This is a genomic window from Streptomyces sp. NPDC032940, from assembly GCF_040636935.1.
Taxonomy (GTDB): Bacteria; Actinomycetota; Actinomycetes; order Streptomycetales; family Streptomycetaceae; genus Streptomyces.
The window spans coordinates 21,484-36,779 of sequence record NZ_JBEZVJ010000033.1 but is presented as its reverse complement, the minus strand read 5'-3'; the positions used below and the strand labels follow the sequence as shown (position 1 = coordinate 36,779).

17 protein-coding genes are annotated in these 15,296 nt (G+C 72.5%); 7 read left to right on the top strand and 10 right to left on the bottom strand.

The window, feature by feature from the left end; translation table 11 throughout:
- Nucleotides 1–3 precede the first annotated feature (3 nt).
- Nucleotides 4–1,287: an LCP family protein gene (locus AB0E77_RS29385; protein ID WP_361576423.1), complete on the bottom strand. Its 1,284-nt coding sequence runs from the start codon at nt 1,285–1,287 to the stop codon at nt 4–6.
- A gap of 118 nt (nt 1,288–1,405) precedes the next feature.
- Between AB0E77_RS29385 and AB0E77_RS29380 the strand changes: the two genes are divergently transcribed.
- On the top strand, nt 1,406–1,972 hold the full coding sequence (locus AB0E77_RS29380; protein ID WP_350717556.1) for an acyl-CoA thioesterase: 567 nt from the start codon (nt 1,406–1,408) through the stop codon (nt 1,970–1,972).
- Between the two features lie 17 nt (nt 1,973–1,989).
- Here the strand turns inward: AB0E77_RS29380 and AB0E77_RS29375 are convergent, their stop codons facing one another.
- Nucleotides 1,990–2,814 carry a hypothetical protein gene (locus AB0E77_RS29375; protein ID WP_361576420.1) on the bottom strand — a complete coding sequence of 275 codons (825 nt, stop codon included), beginning with the start codon at nt 2,812–2,814 and terminating at the stop codon, nt 1,990–1,992.
- Complete coding sequence (locus AB0E77_RS29370; protein WP_361576417.1) at nt 2,811–3,296, bottom strand: SigE family RNA polymerase sigma factor; 486 nt, start codon at nt 3,294–3,296, stop codon at nt 2,811–2,813. Before AB0E77_RS29370 ends, AB0E77_RS29375 begins: the two co-directional genes overlap by 4 nt.
- 188 nt (nt 3,297–3,484) lie before the next feature.
- On the opposite strand from AB0E77_RS29370, the gene AB0E77_RS29365 reads away from it, so the two are divergent.
- Nucleotides 3,485–4,663, top strand: a complete 1,179-nt coding sequence (locus AB0E77_RS29365; protein ID WP_361576414.1) for a hypothetical protein — start codon at nt 3,485–3,487, stop codon at nt 4,661–4,663.
- A gap of 63 nt (nt 4,664–4,726) precedes the next feature.
- Here the strand turns inward: AB0E77_RS29365 and AB0E77_RS29360 are convergent, their stop codons facing one another.
- Nucleotides 4,727–5,884 (bottom strand): acyl-CoA dehydrogenase, encoded by a 1,158-nt coding sequence (locus AB0E77_RS29360; RefSeq protein ID WP_361576411.1) that lies wholly within the window; start codon nt 5,882–5,884, stop codon nt 4,727–4,729.
- A gap of 180 nt (nt 5,885–6,064) precedes the next feature.
- Between AB0E77_RS29360 and AB0E77_RS29355 the strand changes: the two genes are divergently transcribed.
- The gene (locus tag AB0E77_RS29355; RefSeq protein WP_361576408.1) at nt 6,065–7,408 is read left to right on the top strand and encodes a UDP-glucose/GDP-mannose dehydrogenase family protein; all 1,344 of its coding nucleotides are present in this window, start codon (nt 6,065–6,067) and stop codon (nt 7,406–7,408) included.
- A gap of 131 nt (nt 7,409–7,539) precedes the next feature.
- On the opposite strand, the gene AB0E77_RS29350 is transcribed toward AB0E77_RS29355, so the two are convergent.
- On the bottom strand, nt 7,540–8,046 hold the full coding sequence (locus AB0E77_RS29350) for a CGNR zinc finger domain-containing protein (protein WP_361576405.1): 507 nt from the start codon (nt 8,044–8,046) through the stop codon (nt 7,540–7,542).
- Between the two features lie 92 nt (nt 8,047–8,138).
- Between AB0E77_RS29350 and AB0E77_RS29345 the strand changes: the two genes are divergently transcribed.
- A complete protein-coding gene (locus tag AB0E77_RS29345; RefSeq protein ID WP_361576402.1) occupies nt 8,139–8,510 on the top strand; it encodes a VOC family protein in 372 nt (123 codons plus the stop codon).
- 34 nt (nt 8,511–8,544) lie between these two features.
- A complete protein-coding gene (locus AB0E77_RS29340) occupies nt 8,545–8,934 on the top strand; it encodes a VOC family protein (protein ID WP_361576399.1) in 390 nt (129 codons plus the stop codon).
- 11 nt (nt 8,935–8,945) lie between these two features.
- Here AB0E77_RS29340 and AB0E77_RS29335 read toward each other — a convergent pair whose 3' ends face one another.
- Both AB0E77_RS29335 and AB0E77_RS29330 read right to left on the bottom strand, forming a co-directional pair.
- Nucleotides 8,946–10,076 (bottom strand): dipeptidase, encoded by a 1,131-nt coding sequence (locus AB0E77_RS29335; RefSeq protein WP_361576396.1) that lies wholly within the window; start codon nt 10,074–10,076, stop codon nt 8,946–8,948.
- Nucleotides 10,077–10,182: 106 nt separating this feature from the next.
- Nucleotides 10,183–10,539, bottom strand: a complete 357-nt coding sequence (locus AB0E77_RS29330) for a MerR family transcriptional regulator (RefSeq protein ID WP_361576393.1) — start codon at nt 10,537–10,539, stop codon at nt 10,183–10,185.
- Between the two features lie 57 nt (nt 10,540–10,596).
- Here AB0E77_RS29330 and AB0E77_RS29325 point away from each other — a divergent pair, with 57 nt between their 5' ends.
- Nucleotides 10,597–11,742, top strand: a complete 1,146-nt coding sequence (locus AB0E77_RS29325; protein ID WP_361576390.1) for an alkene reductase — start codon at nt 10,597–10,599, stop codon at nt 11,740–11,742.
- On the opposite strand, the gene AB0E77_RS29320 is transcribed toward AB0E77_RS29325, so the two are convergent.
- From AB0E77_RS29320 to AB0E77_RS29310, 3 genes are read right to left on the bottom strand one after another with little or no spacing between them, the layout of a single operon-like run.
- A complete protein-coding gene (locus AB0E77_RS29320; protein WP_361576387.1) occupies nt 11,691–12,869 on the bottom strand; it encodes a dipeptidase in 1,179 nt (392 codons plus the stop codon). The genes AB0E77_RS29325 and AB0E77_RS29320 overlap by 52 nt on opposite strands.
- Before the next feature lie 14 nt (nt 12,870–12,883).
- On the bottom strand, nt 12,884–13,417 hold the full coding sequence (gene purE, locus AB0E77_RS29315) for a 5-(carboxyamino)imidazole ribonucleotide mutase (RefSeq protein WP_361576384.1): 534 nt from the start codon (nt 13,415–13,417) through the stop codon (nt 12,884–12,886).
- Nucleotides 13,414–14,553, bottom strand: a complete 1,140-nt coding sequence (locus AB0E77_RS29310; RefSeq protein ID WP_361576381.1) for a 5-(carboxyamino)imidazole ribonucleotide synthase — start codon at nt 14,551–14,553, stop codon at nt 13,414–13,416. Before AB0E77_RS29310 ends, purE begins: the two co-directional genes overlap by 4 nt.
- 165 nt (nt 14,554–14,718) lie before the next feature.
- Between AB0E77_RS29310 and AB0E77_RS29305 the strand changes: the two genes are divergently transcribed.
- Entirely contained in the window at nt 14,719–15,294 is a 576-nt protein-coding gene (locus tag AB0E77_RS29305) for a GtrA family protein (protein WP_361576378.1), read from the top strand.
- Nucleotides 15,295–15,296 lie beyond the last annotated feature (2 nt).

Below are 15,296 nucleotides of genomic sequence, written 5' to 3'. Positions count from 1 at the left end.
GTGTCAGTTGCCGGAGACGGTGACCTTCTCGTCGTTCCTCAGCTGCTCCACCAGCTTCTTCACCTTGGCGTCGTCCCACTTGAGGTTTCCGCCGACGCTGCCGGAGACCGGCATGTTCATCGAGGTGCCGTCACCGCCGCTGACGCTCTTCATCGCCCAGAACATGCCGGCCAGGTCAAACAGGCCCATGTCCTTGTCGACGATGAGGGAGTCCAGGCCCGCGCCCATGGTCGGGTAGAGCTTGAAGGGGTTCAGCACCGTCGACGGCGTGGCCACCTGGCTCGCCAGGGCCGACAGGAACTTCTGCTGGTTCTTCGTGCGGTCCAGGTCGGAGCCGGGCAGCGCGTACCGGGTGCGGACGAAGGCCAGGGCCTCCTCGCCGTTCAGGGTCTGCTTGCCCTTCTTGAAGTCGGCGCCGGACTTCTTGTCCTTGATGTCCTGCGGGATGTCGATCTCGACGCCGCCGACCGAGTCCACGATGTTGGCGAAGCCGGCGAAGCCGATCTCCACGTAGTGGTCGATGCGCAGCCCGGTGTTGAACTCGACGGTGCGCACCAGCAGCTCGGGGCCGTCCTCCGCGTAGGCGGCGTTCAGCTTCACGTGCCGGCCCGTGCCCTCGTACTTCTTGCCGGACTCCGAGCCGACGAAGCTCGGGATCTCGACGTCCGAGTCGCGGGGCAGCGAGACCAGCGTCGACCCGTTGTCCCCGGTGTGGAGGATCATCATGGAGTCGGTGCGCTTGCCCTCGGCCGAGCCGGTGTGCAGGTCCTTCTTCTGCTCGTCGGTCATGCCCTCGCGGCTGTCGGACCCGACGATCAGGTAGTTCGTGCCCTCGCCCGCCGACGGCCGGTCGATGACCTTGGACAGGTCGACCTCGCGGTTGAGCTTGGAGTCGGCCCAGAAGTAGGTCCCGACGGTGGTGACGACGAGCACGGTCACCACGGTGATCGCGGTCCACTTGATCCGACGCCGCCAGTCCGGCGCGGGACGCCCACCGCCCGCTCCCGGCCGCGCGGGGCCGCGCCCGCCGGGGCTGCCGTAGACCTGGCCGGTGTTGTAGCCGCTGTCGTAGTCGTCCTGGCCGCCGTAGCCCTGGCCGTCGACGTACGACGGCTGCGACGGCACCCCGCCCGCGTACGGCGGGGCCGACCGGCCCGGTCCGGGCGGCGGCGCAGCGCCGCGGCGGACCTGCCGCATCACGCGGGCGCTCTCGGGCTGTGCGCTCGCGCTGCCGCGTCCGTACCGGCCGCGGTCGTCACGGGGTCGTCCCTGGGGCCAATCAGTCATGCGGACCAGTGTGCAGGTCCGGACGGCGCCGCTGACAGGGTCGTCGGAAAATAGGGGCGGCGCTGTTGCGAAGCTGACACAAATTACTCGGATGTCGTCCCGGCATAAGGTGGAGGGCATGACAGACCAGGCAGAACAGGCCTCGGCCGCGGAGTCGGCGACACCGGAGATCCCGGGCAAGCCGACCTCGGCCTCCCGCACCACCCTCAGCCACATCATGACGCACAGCGACACCAACCTTCTGGGGACGGTGCACGGCGGCGTCATCATGAAGCTGGTCGACGACGCGGCCGGCGCCGTGGCCGGACGGCACTCGGGCGGTCCCGCCGTCACCGCGTCCATGGACGAGATGGCGTTCCTCGAACCGGTCCGCGTCGGCGACCTCGTCCATGTGAAGGCGCAGGTCAACTGGACCGGCCGGACCTCCATGGAGGTCGGTGTGCGAGTGCTGGCCGAGCGCTGGAACGAGTCCGCCCCCGCGACCCAGGTCGGCTCGGCCTATCTGGTGTTCGCCGCGGTGGACGCCGACGGCAAGCCCCGCTCGGTGCCGCCGGTGGTCCCGGAGACCGAGAAGGACAAGCGGCGCTACCAGGAGGCCCAGATCCGCCGCACCCACCGGCTGGCCCGCCGCCGCGCCATCATGGAGCTGCGCGAGCGCCGGGTGGCCGAGGGCTACGAGGACTGAGCTCCCTGGGCGGGGCGTCACCCGGCCAGCAGTTCCGGTCGCAGGGCCAGTGCACGCAGCTGCTCGCGGGTGAGGGGCGGGGACGTCAGCAGGGGGCCGAGCGCACCCTGCCCGCGGAAGCCGGTGCTGTCCCTGACGAACAGCGCCCGGCCGTCGGGGAGCACCAGCCGGGCGGCGAGTTCCTCACCCCAGGACGGGGCGCCGGCGTCCCGCTGCGCCGGCCGCCGCCAGATGGTCAGCACCCGTCCGCCGGGCAGCTCCTCACGCACGCAGTCGGCGCGGTCCTCTTCCGCGGCCGGCTCGCACAGGTCACCGGCCGCTCCCGCTCCGCCCGTCCTGGCGTCGGTGTAGGTCCGGTTCATGAGCGCGATGCTCAGGAGGCCGACGCCGCCGGCCCTGCGGACGGCGTAGTCGCCGTCCAGGGGGCCCTCGGACTCGTCCCGGGTGGCGGCCTCCACATCCGCGTGCTTGGTCATCACCGCCAGGGAGACCTCCTCCGCCTTTCCGGCCCCGGCGGGCAGCAGTGCGGCCAGCCTCTGCTGCCGTCCGGTCCCGCCGGTCAGCTCCGCCTCCGAGGACGAGGCCGCCGCCGGAACCCGGTCCGTCCCGCCGGAGAGCACGCCGGGCATCGTGAGCACGCCCGCGGTGACGAGGGCCAGCGCCACGCCGCCCAGCACCGCCCGGCGCCGACGGCGTACCCGGTGCGCCGCCGCGAAGACGGCGTCCGTGCCGACGGAGGGGCCGCCGGTGCCGCCCTCCTCGAGGGCCCGCGCCAGCAGTTCCCTCACCTCGGCGCCCACCTCGGCGCCCACATCGTCGTTCGCACGAGTCGGACGAGTCATACGCGCTCCCTCCCCACCTCGGCGCGCAGCGCCGCCAGTCCGCGAGCCGTGTGGCTCTTCACCGTGTTCTCCCGCATGCCGAGGACCGCGGCGGTCCTCTCGACGCTCAGGTCCTCCCAGTAGCGCAGCACCAGCACCGCCCGCTGCCGGGGGGTGAGCCGGGCCAGGGCCGCCCGTACGACCAGCCCCGTCTCCGTGTCCGGCTCGGGACCGGCCCGGTCGGGCACCTCTCCGTACGCCTGCTCGCGCCGCCAGAAGCGGCGCCGCCCGGCGATGAAGGTGTGGTACATCGTCCTGCGGGCGTAGGCCTCCACGTTGTCCAGGCCCTGCAGGCGCCGCCAGCCGAGGACCACCTTGACCAGCGTCGTCTGGACCAGGTCCTCCGCCTCGTCGCGGTTGCCGCAGATCAGGTAGGCGCTTCGGAAGAGCGCCGGGCGTCTGCTCTCGACGAAGTCGTGCAGCGCGCCGTCACCGCGCTTCATCCCGCCCCTCTTTCCCGGTCCGCGCACACAGACCGTCTCCTCCCTTAGTGCGCCGGCCGGTCCTCGGGGTTGCAGCACCCGCGTGACGGATATGGCCCGGACCGCAACCTCACGCGCTTGCCGTCGCACTGACAGGGGTGCAGAGACCGGCACCGAGCAGAAGCACCGAGAAACAGGGAGTGCTCAGCATGAGCGCAGTACGCGTACGGATGAGAACGGCCGCCGTGGCCCTGGCCGCCGCCGTGGTCGGCGTGTCGTCGGCCACGGCGCACGCCGGCGCGCAGTGGACCGCGGCGGAACTGCCGGACACCGGGACCGCCGCGCTGACCGGCATCACCCGCGTGGACGGGGACACCACCTGGGCCTACGGGATCAGGGTGACCCGGGAGGGCAAGGTCCAGCGTTCGGCGCCCCTGCTGCTGGCCCGGGACGACGGCCGGCGGGACTGGCGGGAGATGCCGATGCCGCCCTTCACCCAGGGCTTCGACCAGATCGACGAGATCAGCGCCGTGTCGCAGGACGACGCCTGGGCCGTCTCCCTCTACGACGCCGCACGCGGGGCCTTCCGCACCCAGCACTGGGACGGCACCGCCTGGCGGGTGATCGACGCACCGGCGCCCGAGGGCGTGCCGCTCGCCGGCGGCGGGCTGCTGGACGTGTCCGCCCGGTCCGCCGACGACGTGTGGGCGGTCGGCTGGGTCCAGGTCGTCGACAGCGAGACGCCTACCCCCGACAAGCCCGGTGGAACGACCCAGGAGTCGCACAACGAGGCGCTGGTCCAGCACTGGGACGGCGACGCGTGGCGCATCGTGCCCGTGCCGGGCGCCGCCTCCCTGTCGGTCGAGTCCGTCGCGGCCGTCGGCGCCGACGACGTGTGGGTCTCCGGATACACGGAGGAGGACCAGCCCGTGACGCTGCACCACGACGGCGGCATCTGGACGCGCGTGCCGGTCCCGTACGACGGCGTGAACGGTGAACTCGTCGACCTGGAGGCGCGCGGACCCGGCGACATCTGGGCGGCGGGCCGGAAGCTGAACGACGACGAGGACACCGGACACGCCCTGGTCGCGCACTGGAACGGCCACGCCTGGCGCCAGGTCCCGGTGCCCGCGGCCGCCGGCCGGGTCAACGACCTGACGCTCACTCCCGGCGGGGTGGCGGTGGCCGGGGAGCGGCCGGACGGCGGGGCGTACGGGATGCGGCTGCTCGAGGGCCGCTGGTCGTCGCTGAGGCTGCCGTCGGGCGAGCCGGTCGGCAGCCGGTACCTGAGCGGGCTGGCCTGGACGGCGCGGGGGCTCGCGGTCACCGGCCACGACGAGTCGGAGACCGGACTGCCGAGCCCGGTCCTGCTGACCGACGGCCGCTGAGGAAGCGAGGAAACCGCGCGGCCGGAAGCCCCGGTCCGGCCGGACCGGGGCTTCAGCGGCTCGTCACGGCAGGTTGCGCGCCATGACGATGCGCTGGACCTGGTTCGTGCCCTCATAAATCTGGGTGATCTTGGCGTCGCGCATCATGCGCTCCACCGGGTAGTCACGGGTGTAGCCGTAGCCGCCGAGCAGCTGGACGGCGTCCGTGGTGACCTCCATGGCCACGTCCGAGGCGAAGCACTTGGCGGCGGCGCCCTGGAAGGTGAGGTCGGCGTCCCCGCGCTCGGACTTCGCCGCGGCGGCGTAGGTGAGCTGGCGGGCGGCCTCGATCTTCATGGCCATGTCGGCGAGCATGAACTGGACGCCCTGGAAGTCGGCGATCGGCTTGCCGAACTGCTTGCGCTCCTTGACGTAGCCCTTGGCGTAGTCGAGGGCGCCCTGGGCGATGCCGAGGGCCTGGGCGGCGATGGTGATGCGGGTGTGGTCCAGCGTCTTCATCGCGGTGGCGAAACCGGTGCCCTCCTCGCCGATCATGCGGTCGGCGGGGATGCGGACGTTGTCGAGGTAGACCTCGCGGGTCGGGGAGCCCTTGATGCCGAGCTTCTTCTCCGGGGCGCCGAAGGAGACGCCCTCGTCGGACTTCTCGACGACGAAGGCGGAGATGCCCTTGGAGCGCTTGGTCGGGTCCGTGACGGCCATCACCGTGTAGTACTCGGAGACGCCCGCGTTGGTGATCCAGCGCTTGACGCCGTTGAGCACCCAGAAGTCGCCGTCGCGCACGGCCTTGGTCTTCATGCCGGCCGCGTCGGAGCCCGCGTCGGGCTCGGAGAGGCAGTACGAGAACATGCCGTCGCCCTTGGCGAGCGGGGCCATGTACTTCTTCTTCAGCTCCTCGGAGCCGGAGAGGATCACGGGGAGCGAACCGAGCTTGTTCACCGCCGGAATGAGGGAGGAGGACGCGCAGACGCGGGCCACCTCCTCGATCACGATGACCGTGGCCAGGGCGTCGGCGCCCGCGCCGCCGTACTCCTCGGGGACGTGCACGGCGTGCAGGTCGTTCGCGGTCAGCGCGTCGAGGGCCTCCTGCGGGAAGCGGGCCTCCTCGTCGACCGCGGCGGCGTGAGGCGCGATCTTCGCCTCGGCCAGCGCGCGGACGGCGTCGCGGAGCATGTCGTGCTCCTCGGACGGGCGGTACAGGTCGAAGTCAGCCGATCCGGCCAAGGTCTCTCACGCTCCAAAACACTGTGATGCTGGGCACGCTAACTACCGTTAAGTAACCCAAATTCTAGAACTCCGCCCGCGGTCGTGGATAGGTGAGGTTGACGACAGCGGCCCGAGGGGGCGCTCGCCGCCCCGGATATGCTCGGGCGCGCACCTCAGCCGTACACCTCTGGAGCATCCATGGCCCTCAAGATCACCGTGATCGGCACCGGCTACCTCGGCGCGACCCATGCGGCGGCCATGGCCGAGCTCGGTTTCGAGGTGCTGGGCCTGGACGTGGTGCCCGAGAAGATCGAGATGCTCCAGCGGGGCCGGGTCCCTATGTACGAGCCGGGTCTCGAGGAGCTGCTGCGCAAGCACGTCGCGGGGATCGAGGGGTCCAGCGGGCGGCTGCGGTTCACCACCGACTTCGCGGAGGTCGCGGCCTTCGGCGACGTGCACTTCCTGTGTGTGAACACGCCGCAGAAGCACGGCGAGTACGCCTGCGACATGTCGTACGTCGAGTCCGCGCTGGCCTCGCTGGCGCCGCATCTGCGCGGCCCCGCGCTGGTCGTCGGCAAGTCGACCGTGCCCGTGGGCAGTGCCGACCGGCTGGCCGCCTACCTCGCCGCGCACGCGCCGGCGGGCGGTGACGCCGAGCTGGCCTGGAACCCGGAGTTCCTGCGCGAGGGCTTCGCCGTGCAGGACACGCTGCGCCCGGACCGGATCGTGGTCGGGGTGCGCAGCGAGCGGTCCGAGAAACTGCTGCGCGAGGTGTACGCCGCCCCGATCGCCGCGGGCTCGCCGTTCGTCGTCACCGACTTCCCGACGGCCGAGCTGGTGAAGACCGCCGCGAACTCCTTCCTGGCGACCAAGATCTCCTTCATCAACGCGATGGCGGAGGTCTGCGAGGCCGCCGACGGCGACGTCGCCAAGCTGGCGGAGGCCATCGGGCACGACGACCGGATCGGGCGGAAGTTCCTGCGGGCCGGGATCGGCTTCGGCGGCGGCTGTCTGCCGAAGGACATCCGGGCGTTCATGGCGCGCGCCGGTGAGCTGGGCGCCGACCAGGCGCTGACGTTCCTGCGCGAGATCGACTCGATCAACATGCGCCAGCGCGGCCAGATGGTGGAGCTGGCCCGGCAGGCGCTGGGCGGCGGCCCGTTCCTGGGCAAGCGGGTGGCGGTCCTCGGCGCCACCTTCAAGCCCGACTCGGACGACGTACGGGACTCGCCCGCGCTGAACGTCGCCGGGCAGATCCACCTCCAGGGCGGCCAGGTGACGGTGTACGACCCGAAGGGCATGGACAACGCCCGGCGGCTGTTCCCGACGCTCGGCTACGCGGACTCGGCGCTGGAGGCGGTGCGGGGCGCCGATGCCGTGCTGCACCTGACGGAGTGGCGGGAGTTCCGGGAGCTGGACCCGGAGACGCTGGGCGAGGCCGTGACGGCCCGGGTGATCCTCGACGGCCGCAACGCCCTGGACCCGGAGGTCTGGCGGCGGGCCGGCTGGACGTACCGGGCGATGGGCCGGCCGACGGCCTAGCCCCGGCCCCGTCCGGGGATCCGTGGGCTCCATGGGTGACGCCGGTTCGGCCGAGGCTCAGTCGGCCGAACCGGCGTCGGTCCGTATTGTGCCCCACGGGGCCGCGCCCCGGCCGGTGAGGCGGCTGTGCCTCACGTCTCCTTGGCGCGGTACCGGCGCATCTTCGCGCGCGCCCCGCACACCCGCATCGAGCACCAGCGCCCGCGTCCGGCGGGGCTGCGGTCGTAGTACGCCCAGTGGCAGTCGGCGGCCTCGCACGCCTTGAGCCGGCTCCAGGTGCCCGCGACCAGCGCCTCACCGACGGCCGCGGCGACGCGGGAGGCCAGGGGCCCGGCGTGGGCCGGGGTGAGGGCGGCGGAGCCGTCGGCCGGGTCGACCGTGACGACCAGCGGGGCCCCGGCCAGCAGCTCGCCGAGCGGGGTGACCGCCTGGTGCGGGGGGTGGCCGGCGTGCGCGAGCAGGGCGGCGCGCAGCGACTCGCGCAGGTCGCACGCGCCCGGCACCTCGTCCTCCGTCAGGCCGAACCGTTCCCGGCCCTCCGGCGTGCCCAGCGAGTCGGCGCCCGTCTCCAGGTCCAGCGTGTTCACCAGGGCCTGGACCAGCTCCAGGCCCCCCGGTGCGGGCGATCTCTCACTCATGCTTGCGACGTTACCGCCAATGAGGGAGCATGCAGTAACCGTTACTGGTTACCCGCCCTCTACAGGTAACCGCAGACTTCAAGGAGGAAGTCATGGCCGTAGCCGAGCTGGGCGTCGTCGTCCTGGACTGTCCCGACCCCCACGCACTGGCCCGCTTCTACGCCGACGTACTGGGCGGCACCGTCGAGCCCCAGAGCGACGGGCAGGACGAGTGGGTCGACCTGAAGCTGCCGGGCGGGAAGGCCCTGGCGTTCCAGGCCGCCCCCGACCACGTACCCCCGAAGTGGCCCGGCACCGACGGTGCGCAGCAGTTCCACCTCGACCTCACGGTGCCCGACCTGGACGCGGCCGAGAAGGCCGTGCTGGAGCTCGGCGCCCGTCCGCTGGACGCCGAGGACCGGTCCCGCACGTTCCGTGTCTACGCCGACCCCGCCGGGCACCCGTTCTGCCTCTGCGCCTGCTGACGTCACCCCGCACCACATCACCGGGAGGAACCCCATGGCACCCGTGGCACGTTTCCGCTCCGTCGTCGACTGCCCCGAGCCCCGCGAGCTGGCCCGCTTCTACGCGAGCCTCGGCGGCGGCACTCCCGACGAGCAGGACCCGGACTGGGTGGTACTCCAGGTGCCCGGCGGGCCGCGGGTGTCCTTCCAGCGGGTCGCGGAGCTCACCCCGCCCGAGTGGCCGCGCTCCGACCGCAACGCCCAGCAGTTCCACCTCGACTTCGACGGCGGGGCGACCTGGGAGGAGATGGACGCGGCGCACGAGAAGGCGCTCGCGCTGGGCGCCCGGCCGCTGGACCTGGAGGACCGGGAGAAGAAGGACTTCATGGTGTACGCCGATCCGGCCGGGCATCCGTTCTGCCTGTGCCGGATCGAGCACGCCTGACGGTGTGGTGCTCAGCCGTCGAGCGCGCCGATCGTCGCGGTCGACGGCTGGCGCCGCAGCTGCGCGGCGCGGGCGGTGAAGGCCGCACCCCGTAGCACGCGCTGTACGTTCCCCCAGGTCAGCAGGGCGACGTCGGCCTCGTCCCAGCCTCGGCGCAGCAGCTCGGCGACGAGACGGGGATAGCAGGAGGCGTCGCCGAGCTCCAGCGGGTGGGCGGTGCCGGTGTCGTAGGTGCCGGACAGGCCGACGCTGCGCGGTCCGGCGACGGTGCGGACGTGGTCCAGGTGGTCGGCGACGTCGCGGACCGTCGGGCCGGTCTGCTCGGCGGTCAGCGGCACCATGCACAGGCCCCCGGCCGCACCCAGCTCGGCGAGCAGGTCGTCGGGGAGGTTGGCCGGGTGCGGGCGCAGGGCGCGGGCGGCGGAGCGGGTGCACAGCACGGGTGCCTTGGACACGGCGAAGGTCCGGCGCACGGTCCGTTCACCGGCGCCGGAGAGGTCGGCGAGGACGCCGAGCCGGTTCATCTCGCGCACGACCTCCTCGCCGAACCGGGTCAGTCCGTCCTCCCCCGCCCACGAGGCGCCGGTCAGCGTGAGCACCCGCAGGCCCAGGGCGTGCAGGGAGCGCAGGATGCCGAGGCTGTCGCCGAGGGCGGCGGCCGCGGCGGGGCCGGGCAGCACGGCGACGCGGCCGCAGTTGCGGGCGTCGATGACCTGCCCGGCGTCGTACGCCAGCCGCAGGCCCTCAGGGTGGGCGCGGACGACCGTCCGGGCCAGGTCAAGCGCCTCCAGGGTGGCGCCGACGGCCCCGTCGCCGTCGGCGCCGTCGGGCAGGTGCAGGGACCAGAACAGGGCGCCGACGTGTCCCTCGCGCAGCCGCGGCACGTCCGTGTCGACGCCGTTCTCGCCGAGCTCGAGGTCGTACCAGGACAGGCGCCCGAGGGCCCGGGGCAGGCCGCAGTAGCCGTCGGCGACGGGGTGGGCGGCCAGCACGGCGTGGGCCCGGGTCAGCGGTTCGTCGCCGGGGTCGGAGACGGGCGCGTAGGGCTCGGGCGGGAAGACCTCGTCGGGCAGCGGCACGGGCAGGTCGTCGAGCTCGCCGGCCTCGGCACCGGTGTGCAGGTCGTCCTGGAGGTCTGCCATGACGGGGCTCCGTACGGTCGTCGTGCGTTACGGTCACCGTCACACGGAGCAGGTGGGGCTTCCTGGTGGGTGCGGCGTTCGGGGGTACGGCGCCCGGGGCCCGTGCTCAGCCGCGGGCCGCGTCGATCACCTCGTCCAGGGTGTCCCGGGAGCGCAGCAGGTCGGCGATGGTCCGGTCGATGCGGGCGCGCTCCTCGGTGAGGTCGGCGACCAGCTTCGGGGTGGCGACGGCCGAGGGTCCGCCGTCCCCGTCCCGCATGCAGGGCAGCAGGTCGGCGATCTTGCTGCTGCACAGCCCGGCCGCGAACAGCTCCTGGATGCGGATGACCCGGTCGACGGCCGCCTCCGCGTACTCGCGGTGCCCGCCGGGCGTACGCTCGGCCGCGAGCAGTCCCTGCTTCTCGTAGTAGCGCAGCGAGCGTTCGCTGACGCCCGTGCGCCGGACGAGTTCGCCGATCCGCATGCCCGTCGCCTCCGGGGCTTGAAACTGACATCAGTGTCAGGTTTTACCGTACCGGCCATGACGAACACAACGGACCTCTTCGCCTCCGCCCCGCTCGGGCCGCTCACCCTCCCCAACCGCCTCGTGATGGCCCCGCTCACCCGCAACCGCGCCGAGGCCGACGGCACCCCGACCCCGCTCATGGCCGAGTACTACGCCCAGCGCGCCTCGGCCGGCCTGATCATCGCCGAGGCCGCGACGCCGAACGCGGTCGGGCAGACGTACCCGAACATCACCGCCGTCCACAGCGCCCGGCACGTGGCCGGCTGGCGGCGGGTCACCGACGCGGTGCGCGCGGCCGGGGGCGGCGGGATGTTCCTCCAGCTCCAGCACGGCGGCCGGGTCGGGCACCCCGCGACCAGCGGACTGACGCCCGTCGCGCCCTCGCCGGTGCCGCTGCCCGAGTCGATCTTCACGCCCGGGGGCCACCGGCCGTCCGTCGTGCCGAGGGAGATGACCGCCGAGGACATCCGCACCACCGTCGCGGACTTCGCGCGGGCCGCGCGCAACGCGCTCGACGCCGGGTTCGAGGGGGTCGAGGTGCACTCCGCCAACGGCCATCTCCTGCACCAGTTCCTGGCCGCCAACACCAACCTGCGCACCGACGGGTACGGCGGCCCGGCGGCCGCGCGGATCCGGTTCACGGCCGAGGTGACGGAGGCCGTGGCCGCCGAGATCGGCGCCGACCGGGTGGGCCTGCGCATCTCCCCCGGCAGCACCGTCAACGGCGTCTCGGAGGGCGGGACGGAGGAGATCTACACCGCGCTCGTGGAACGGCTCGGCGGGCTCGGACTCGCCTACGTCCACCAGGTCTACGCCGACCCGGACGCCCCGGTGTTCCGGAGGATCCGCGCCGGGTGGCCGGGCGTGCTGATCGCCAACCCGGTGCTGGGCGAGGGGCCGGACACGGACGCCGTGCGCCGCGCGTCCGAGCGGCTGCTGGCCGCCGGCGCCGACCTGATCGCCCTGGGCCGGCCCTTCCTGGCCAACCCCGACCTGGTGACGCGGCTGCGGCTCGGGGCCCCGCTGAACCCGGTGCGGGACCGCTACCTCATGTACGTGGGCGGGGCGACCGGCTACACCGACTACCCCGCCCTCGAAGAGGAGCCGGCTCAGGCGTCCAGGTCCTCCAGGGTCGCGTGGGACGGCCCCCGCGTCGCCTGAAGCCCGCGCGCCACGTCCTCGGCGGCGCCCAGCACCCGTACCGCGTTCTTCCAGGTCAGCTTGGCCAGATCGGCCCGGGACCAGCCGCGGTCGAGCAGCTCGGCGACGAGGTTCGGGTAGCCCGAGACGTCGTCGAGGCCGGCCGGTGTGAAGGGCGTGCCGTCGTAGTCGCCGCCGATGCCGAGGTGGTCGACCCCGGCGACCTCGCGCATGTGGTCGAGGTGGTCGGCGACCGTGGACACCGTGGCGACGGGGCGCGGGACACGCTCCTCGAAGGCCGCGTGGACCTTCATCGCCTCCGGGCTGGAGTCCAGGTGGTGGAAGCCGTGCGCGCGCATGTTCTCGTCGGCCTCGGCCGTCCAGTCCACGGCGGCCTGGAGCACGAACTTCGGCACGAACGTCACCATCGCCATGCCGCCGTTGGCGGGCAGCCGCTCCAGCACGTCGTCCGGGATGTTGCGCGGGTGGTCGCAGACGGCCCGGGCCGAGGAGTGCGAGAAGATCACCGGCGCGGTGGAGGTGTCCAGCGCGTCCCGCATCGTCGTCGCGGCGACGTGCGAGAGGTCGACCAGCATGCCCTCGCGGTTCATCTCGCGCACGACCTCGCGGCCGAAGGCCGACAATCCGCCGACGCGGGGCTCGTCGGTCGCCGAGTCCGCCCACGCGATGTTGTCGTTGTGGGTGAGGGTCATGTAGCGCACGCCGAGCGCGTACAGCGCCCGGAGCGTGGCCAGCGAGTTGTCGATGGAGTGGCCGCCCTCGGCGCCCATGAGGGACGCGATTCGGCCCTCCGCCCGCGCGGCCTCCATGTCGGCGGCGGTCAGCGCGGCCCGCAGCTCGCCGGGGTGCCGGTCGATCAGCCGCCGTACGCAGTCGATCTGCTCCAGCGTCGCCGTCACCGCGCCCGGCAGGTCCGAGCGGACGTACACGGACCAGTACTGCGCGCCGACGCCGCCCGCCCGCAGCCGGGCCAGGTCGGTGTGCAGGTGGGCCGTCTGGTCCTCGGCGATGTCCCGGCTGTCGAGGTCGTAGCGGACCTGCTCGCGCAGCGCCCAGGGCAGGTCGTTGTGCCCGTCGACGACGGGGAACTCCCGCAGCAGCTCCCGGGCCTGGTCGAGGGAGGTCATCCGGGTCCCTTCCGTCACTTGCCGAATCCGAAGCCGGACGCCGAGCTCGCGACCTTGTTGCGCAGGCGCTTGCCCTTCTCGGTGGCCTGGTCGTTGAGGTCCTGCTGGAACTCGCGCATCCGGCCGAGCAGCTCCTCGTCGTGGGCGGCGAGCATGCGGGCGGCAAGGAGGCCGGCGTTGCGGGCGCCGCCGACGGAGACGGTGGCGACGGGGACGCCGGCCGGCATCTGCACGATGGACAGCAGGGAGTCCATGCCGTCCAGGTACTTCAGCGGCACCGGCACGCCGATGACCGGGAGCGGGGTGACCGAGGCGAGCATGCCGGGCAGGTGGGCGGCGCCCCCGGCCCCGGCGACGATCGCCTTGAGTCCGCGGCCGGCGGCCTGCTCGCCGTAGGCGATCATCTCGTGCGGCATGCGGTGCGCGGAGACGACGTCGACCTCGTAGGCGATCTCGAACTCGTCGAGCGCCTTGGCGGCGGCCTCCATGACGGGCCAGTCGGAGTCCGACCCCATGACGATGCCCACGACCGGGCTGACCGGGCTCATTCGGTGATCGTCCCTCTCAGGTAGCCGGCAGCGTGACGGGCGCGCTCCAGCACGTCGTCCAGGTCGTCGCCGTAGGTGTTGACGTGTCCGACCTTGCGGCCGGGCTTCACGTCCTTGCCGTACATGTGGATCTTCAGCTGGGGGTCGCGGGCCATGCAGTGCAGGTACGCGGAGTACATGTCCGGGTAGTCGCCGCCGAGGACGTTCACCATGACCGTCCACGGTGCGCGCGGGCGCGGGTCGCCCAGCGGCAGGTCGAGGACGGCACGGACGTGGTTGGCGAACTGCGAGGTGATCGCGCCGTCCATCGTCCAGTGGCCGGAGTTGTGCGGGCGCATCGCGAGCTCGTTGACCAGGATCCGGCCGTCGCGGGTCTGGAACAGCTCGACGGCGAGGTGGCCGACCACGCCGAGTTCCTTGGCGATGCTGAGCGCCATCTCCTCGGCCTGGAGGGCCAGGCCCTCCTCGAGGCCCGGGGCGGGGGCGATCACCGTGTCGCAGACGCCCTTCACCTGCTGCGACTCGACGACGGGGTAGGCCACGGCCTGACCGTGCGGGGAGCGGACGACGTTGGCGGCCAGTTCGCGGACGAAGTCGACCTTCTCCTCCGCGAGGACGGGCACGCCGGCGCGGAAGGGCTCGGCGGCCTCCTCGGCGGAGTCGACGACCCACACGCCCTTGCCGTCGTACCCGCCGCGGGCCGTCTTGAGGACGACCGGGAAGCCCCCACCCTCGGCGGCGAAGGCGGCCACGTCGGCCGGGTCGCTCACGATCCGGTGCCGTGGGCAGGGCACGCCGATCTCGACCAGCTTGGCCCGCATCACTCCCTTGTCCTGGGCGTGGACCAGCGCGTCGGGCCCGGGGCGCACGGGAATGCCGTCCGCCTCCAGGGCCCGCAGATGCTCGGTCGGTACATGTTCGTGATCGAAAGTGATCACATCGCAGCCCCTCGCGAACGCACGCAGCGTGTCGAGGTCGCGGTAGTCGCCGATGACGACATCGCTGACGACCTGCGCCGCGGAATCCTGAGGGGTGTCACTGAGAAGCTTGAACCTGATGCCCAACGGGATGCCCGACTCGTGTGTCATACGAGCGAGCTGACCCCCGCCGACCATGCCGACTACCGGGAACGTCACACCCCTAGCGTATCGGCCGCGCGGAGCCCACTCGTTTACCGGCCGTTTCCCGGCCGTCCCCCGGCCCCTCGAGGGGTGCTGTCTCCCCGCCCGCAGGAAGATCGCCTCCCGGGGTGGTTAGCATGACTGGACCGACGCAACCGATGGACGGGGGCCTGCACGACCATGGGACATGGTTCCTCCGGTGCCCCCACGGCTCCCCCGGCGCCCCGCGGCGGTCTGCGGCAGAAGTTCGACCGGCTGGTCCGTGAGGCCCTGAAGTTCGGCGCGGTGGGCGGGGCCGGCGTGCTGGTCAACCTGCTCGTCTTCAACCTGGTCCGGCATGTGACCGGCCTCCAGGTGGTGCGGGCGAGCATCATCGCCACCGTCGTCGCGATCGTCTTCAACTACCTGGGCTTCCGCTACTTCACGTACCGGGACCGCGACAAGAGCGGCCGTACCCGGGAGATGTCGCTGTTCCTGCTGTTCAGCGCGGTCGGCCTGGTGATCGAGAACGGCGTGCTCTACACGGCGACGTACGGCTTCGGCTGGGACAGCCAGCTGCAGAGCAACATCTTCAAGTTCCTCGGCATCGGCATCGGCACGCTGTTCCGCTTCTGGTCGTACCGCAGCTGGGTCTTCCGCACGCTGCCCGCTCCCGGCCCGCGGACACGGGAGGACGGCGTCGGCGACGCCCTCGGCAAGCCCGTGCGCCCGGCGGCGGTGCGCGAGCCCGACGGCGCCCCCGCCGCCCACCGCTGACG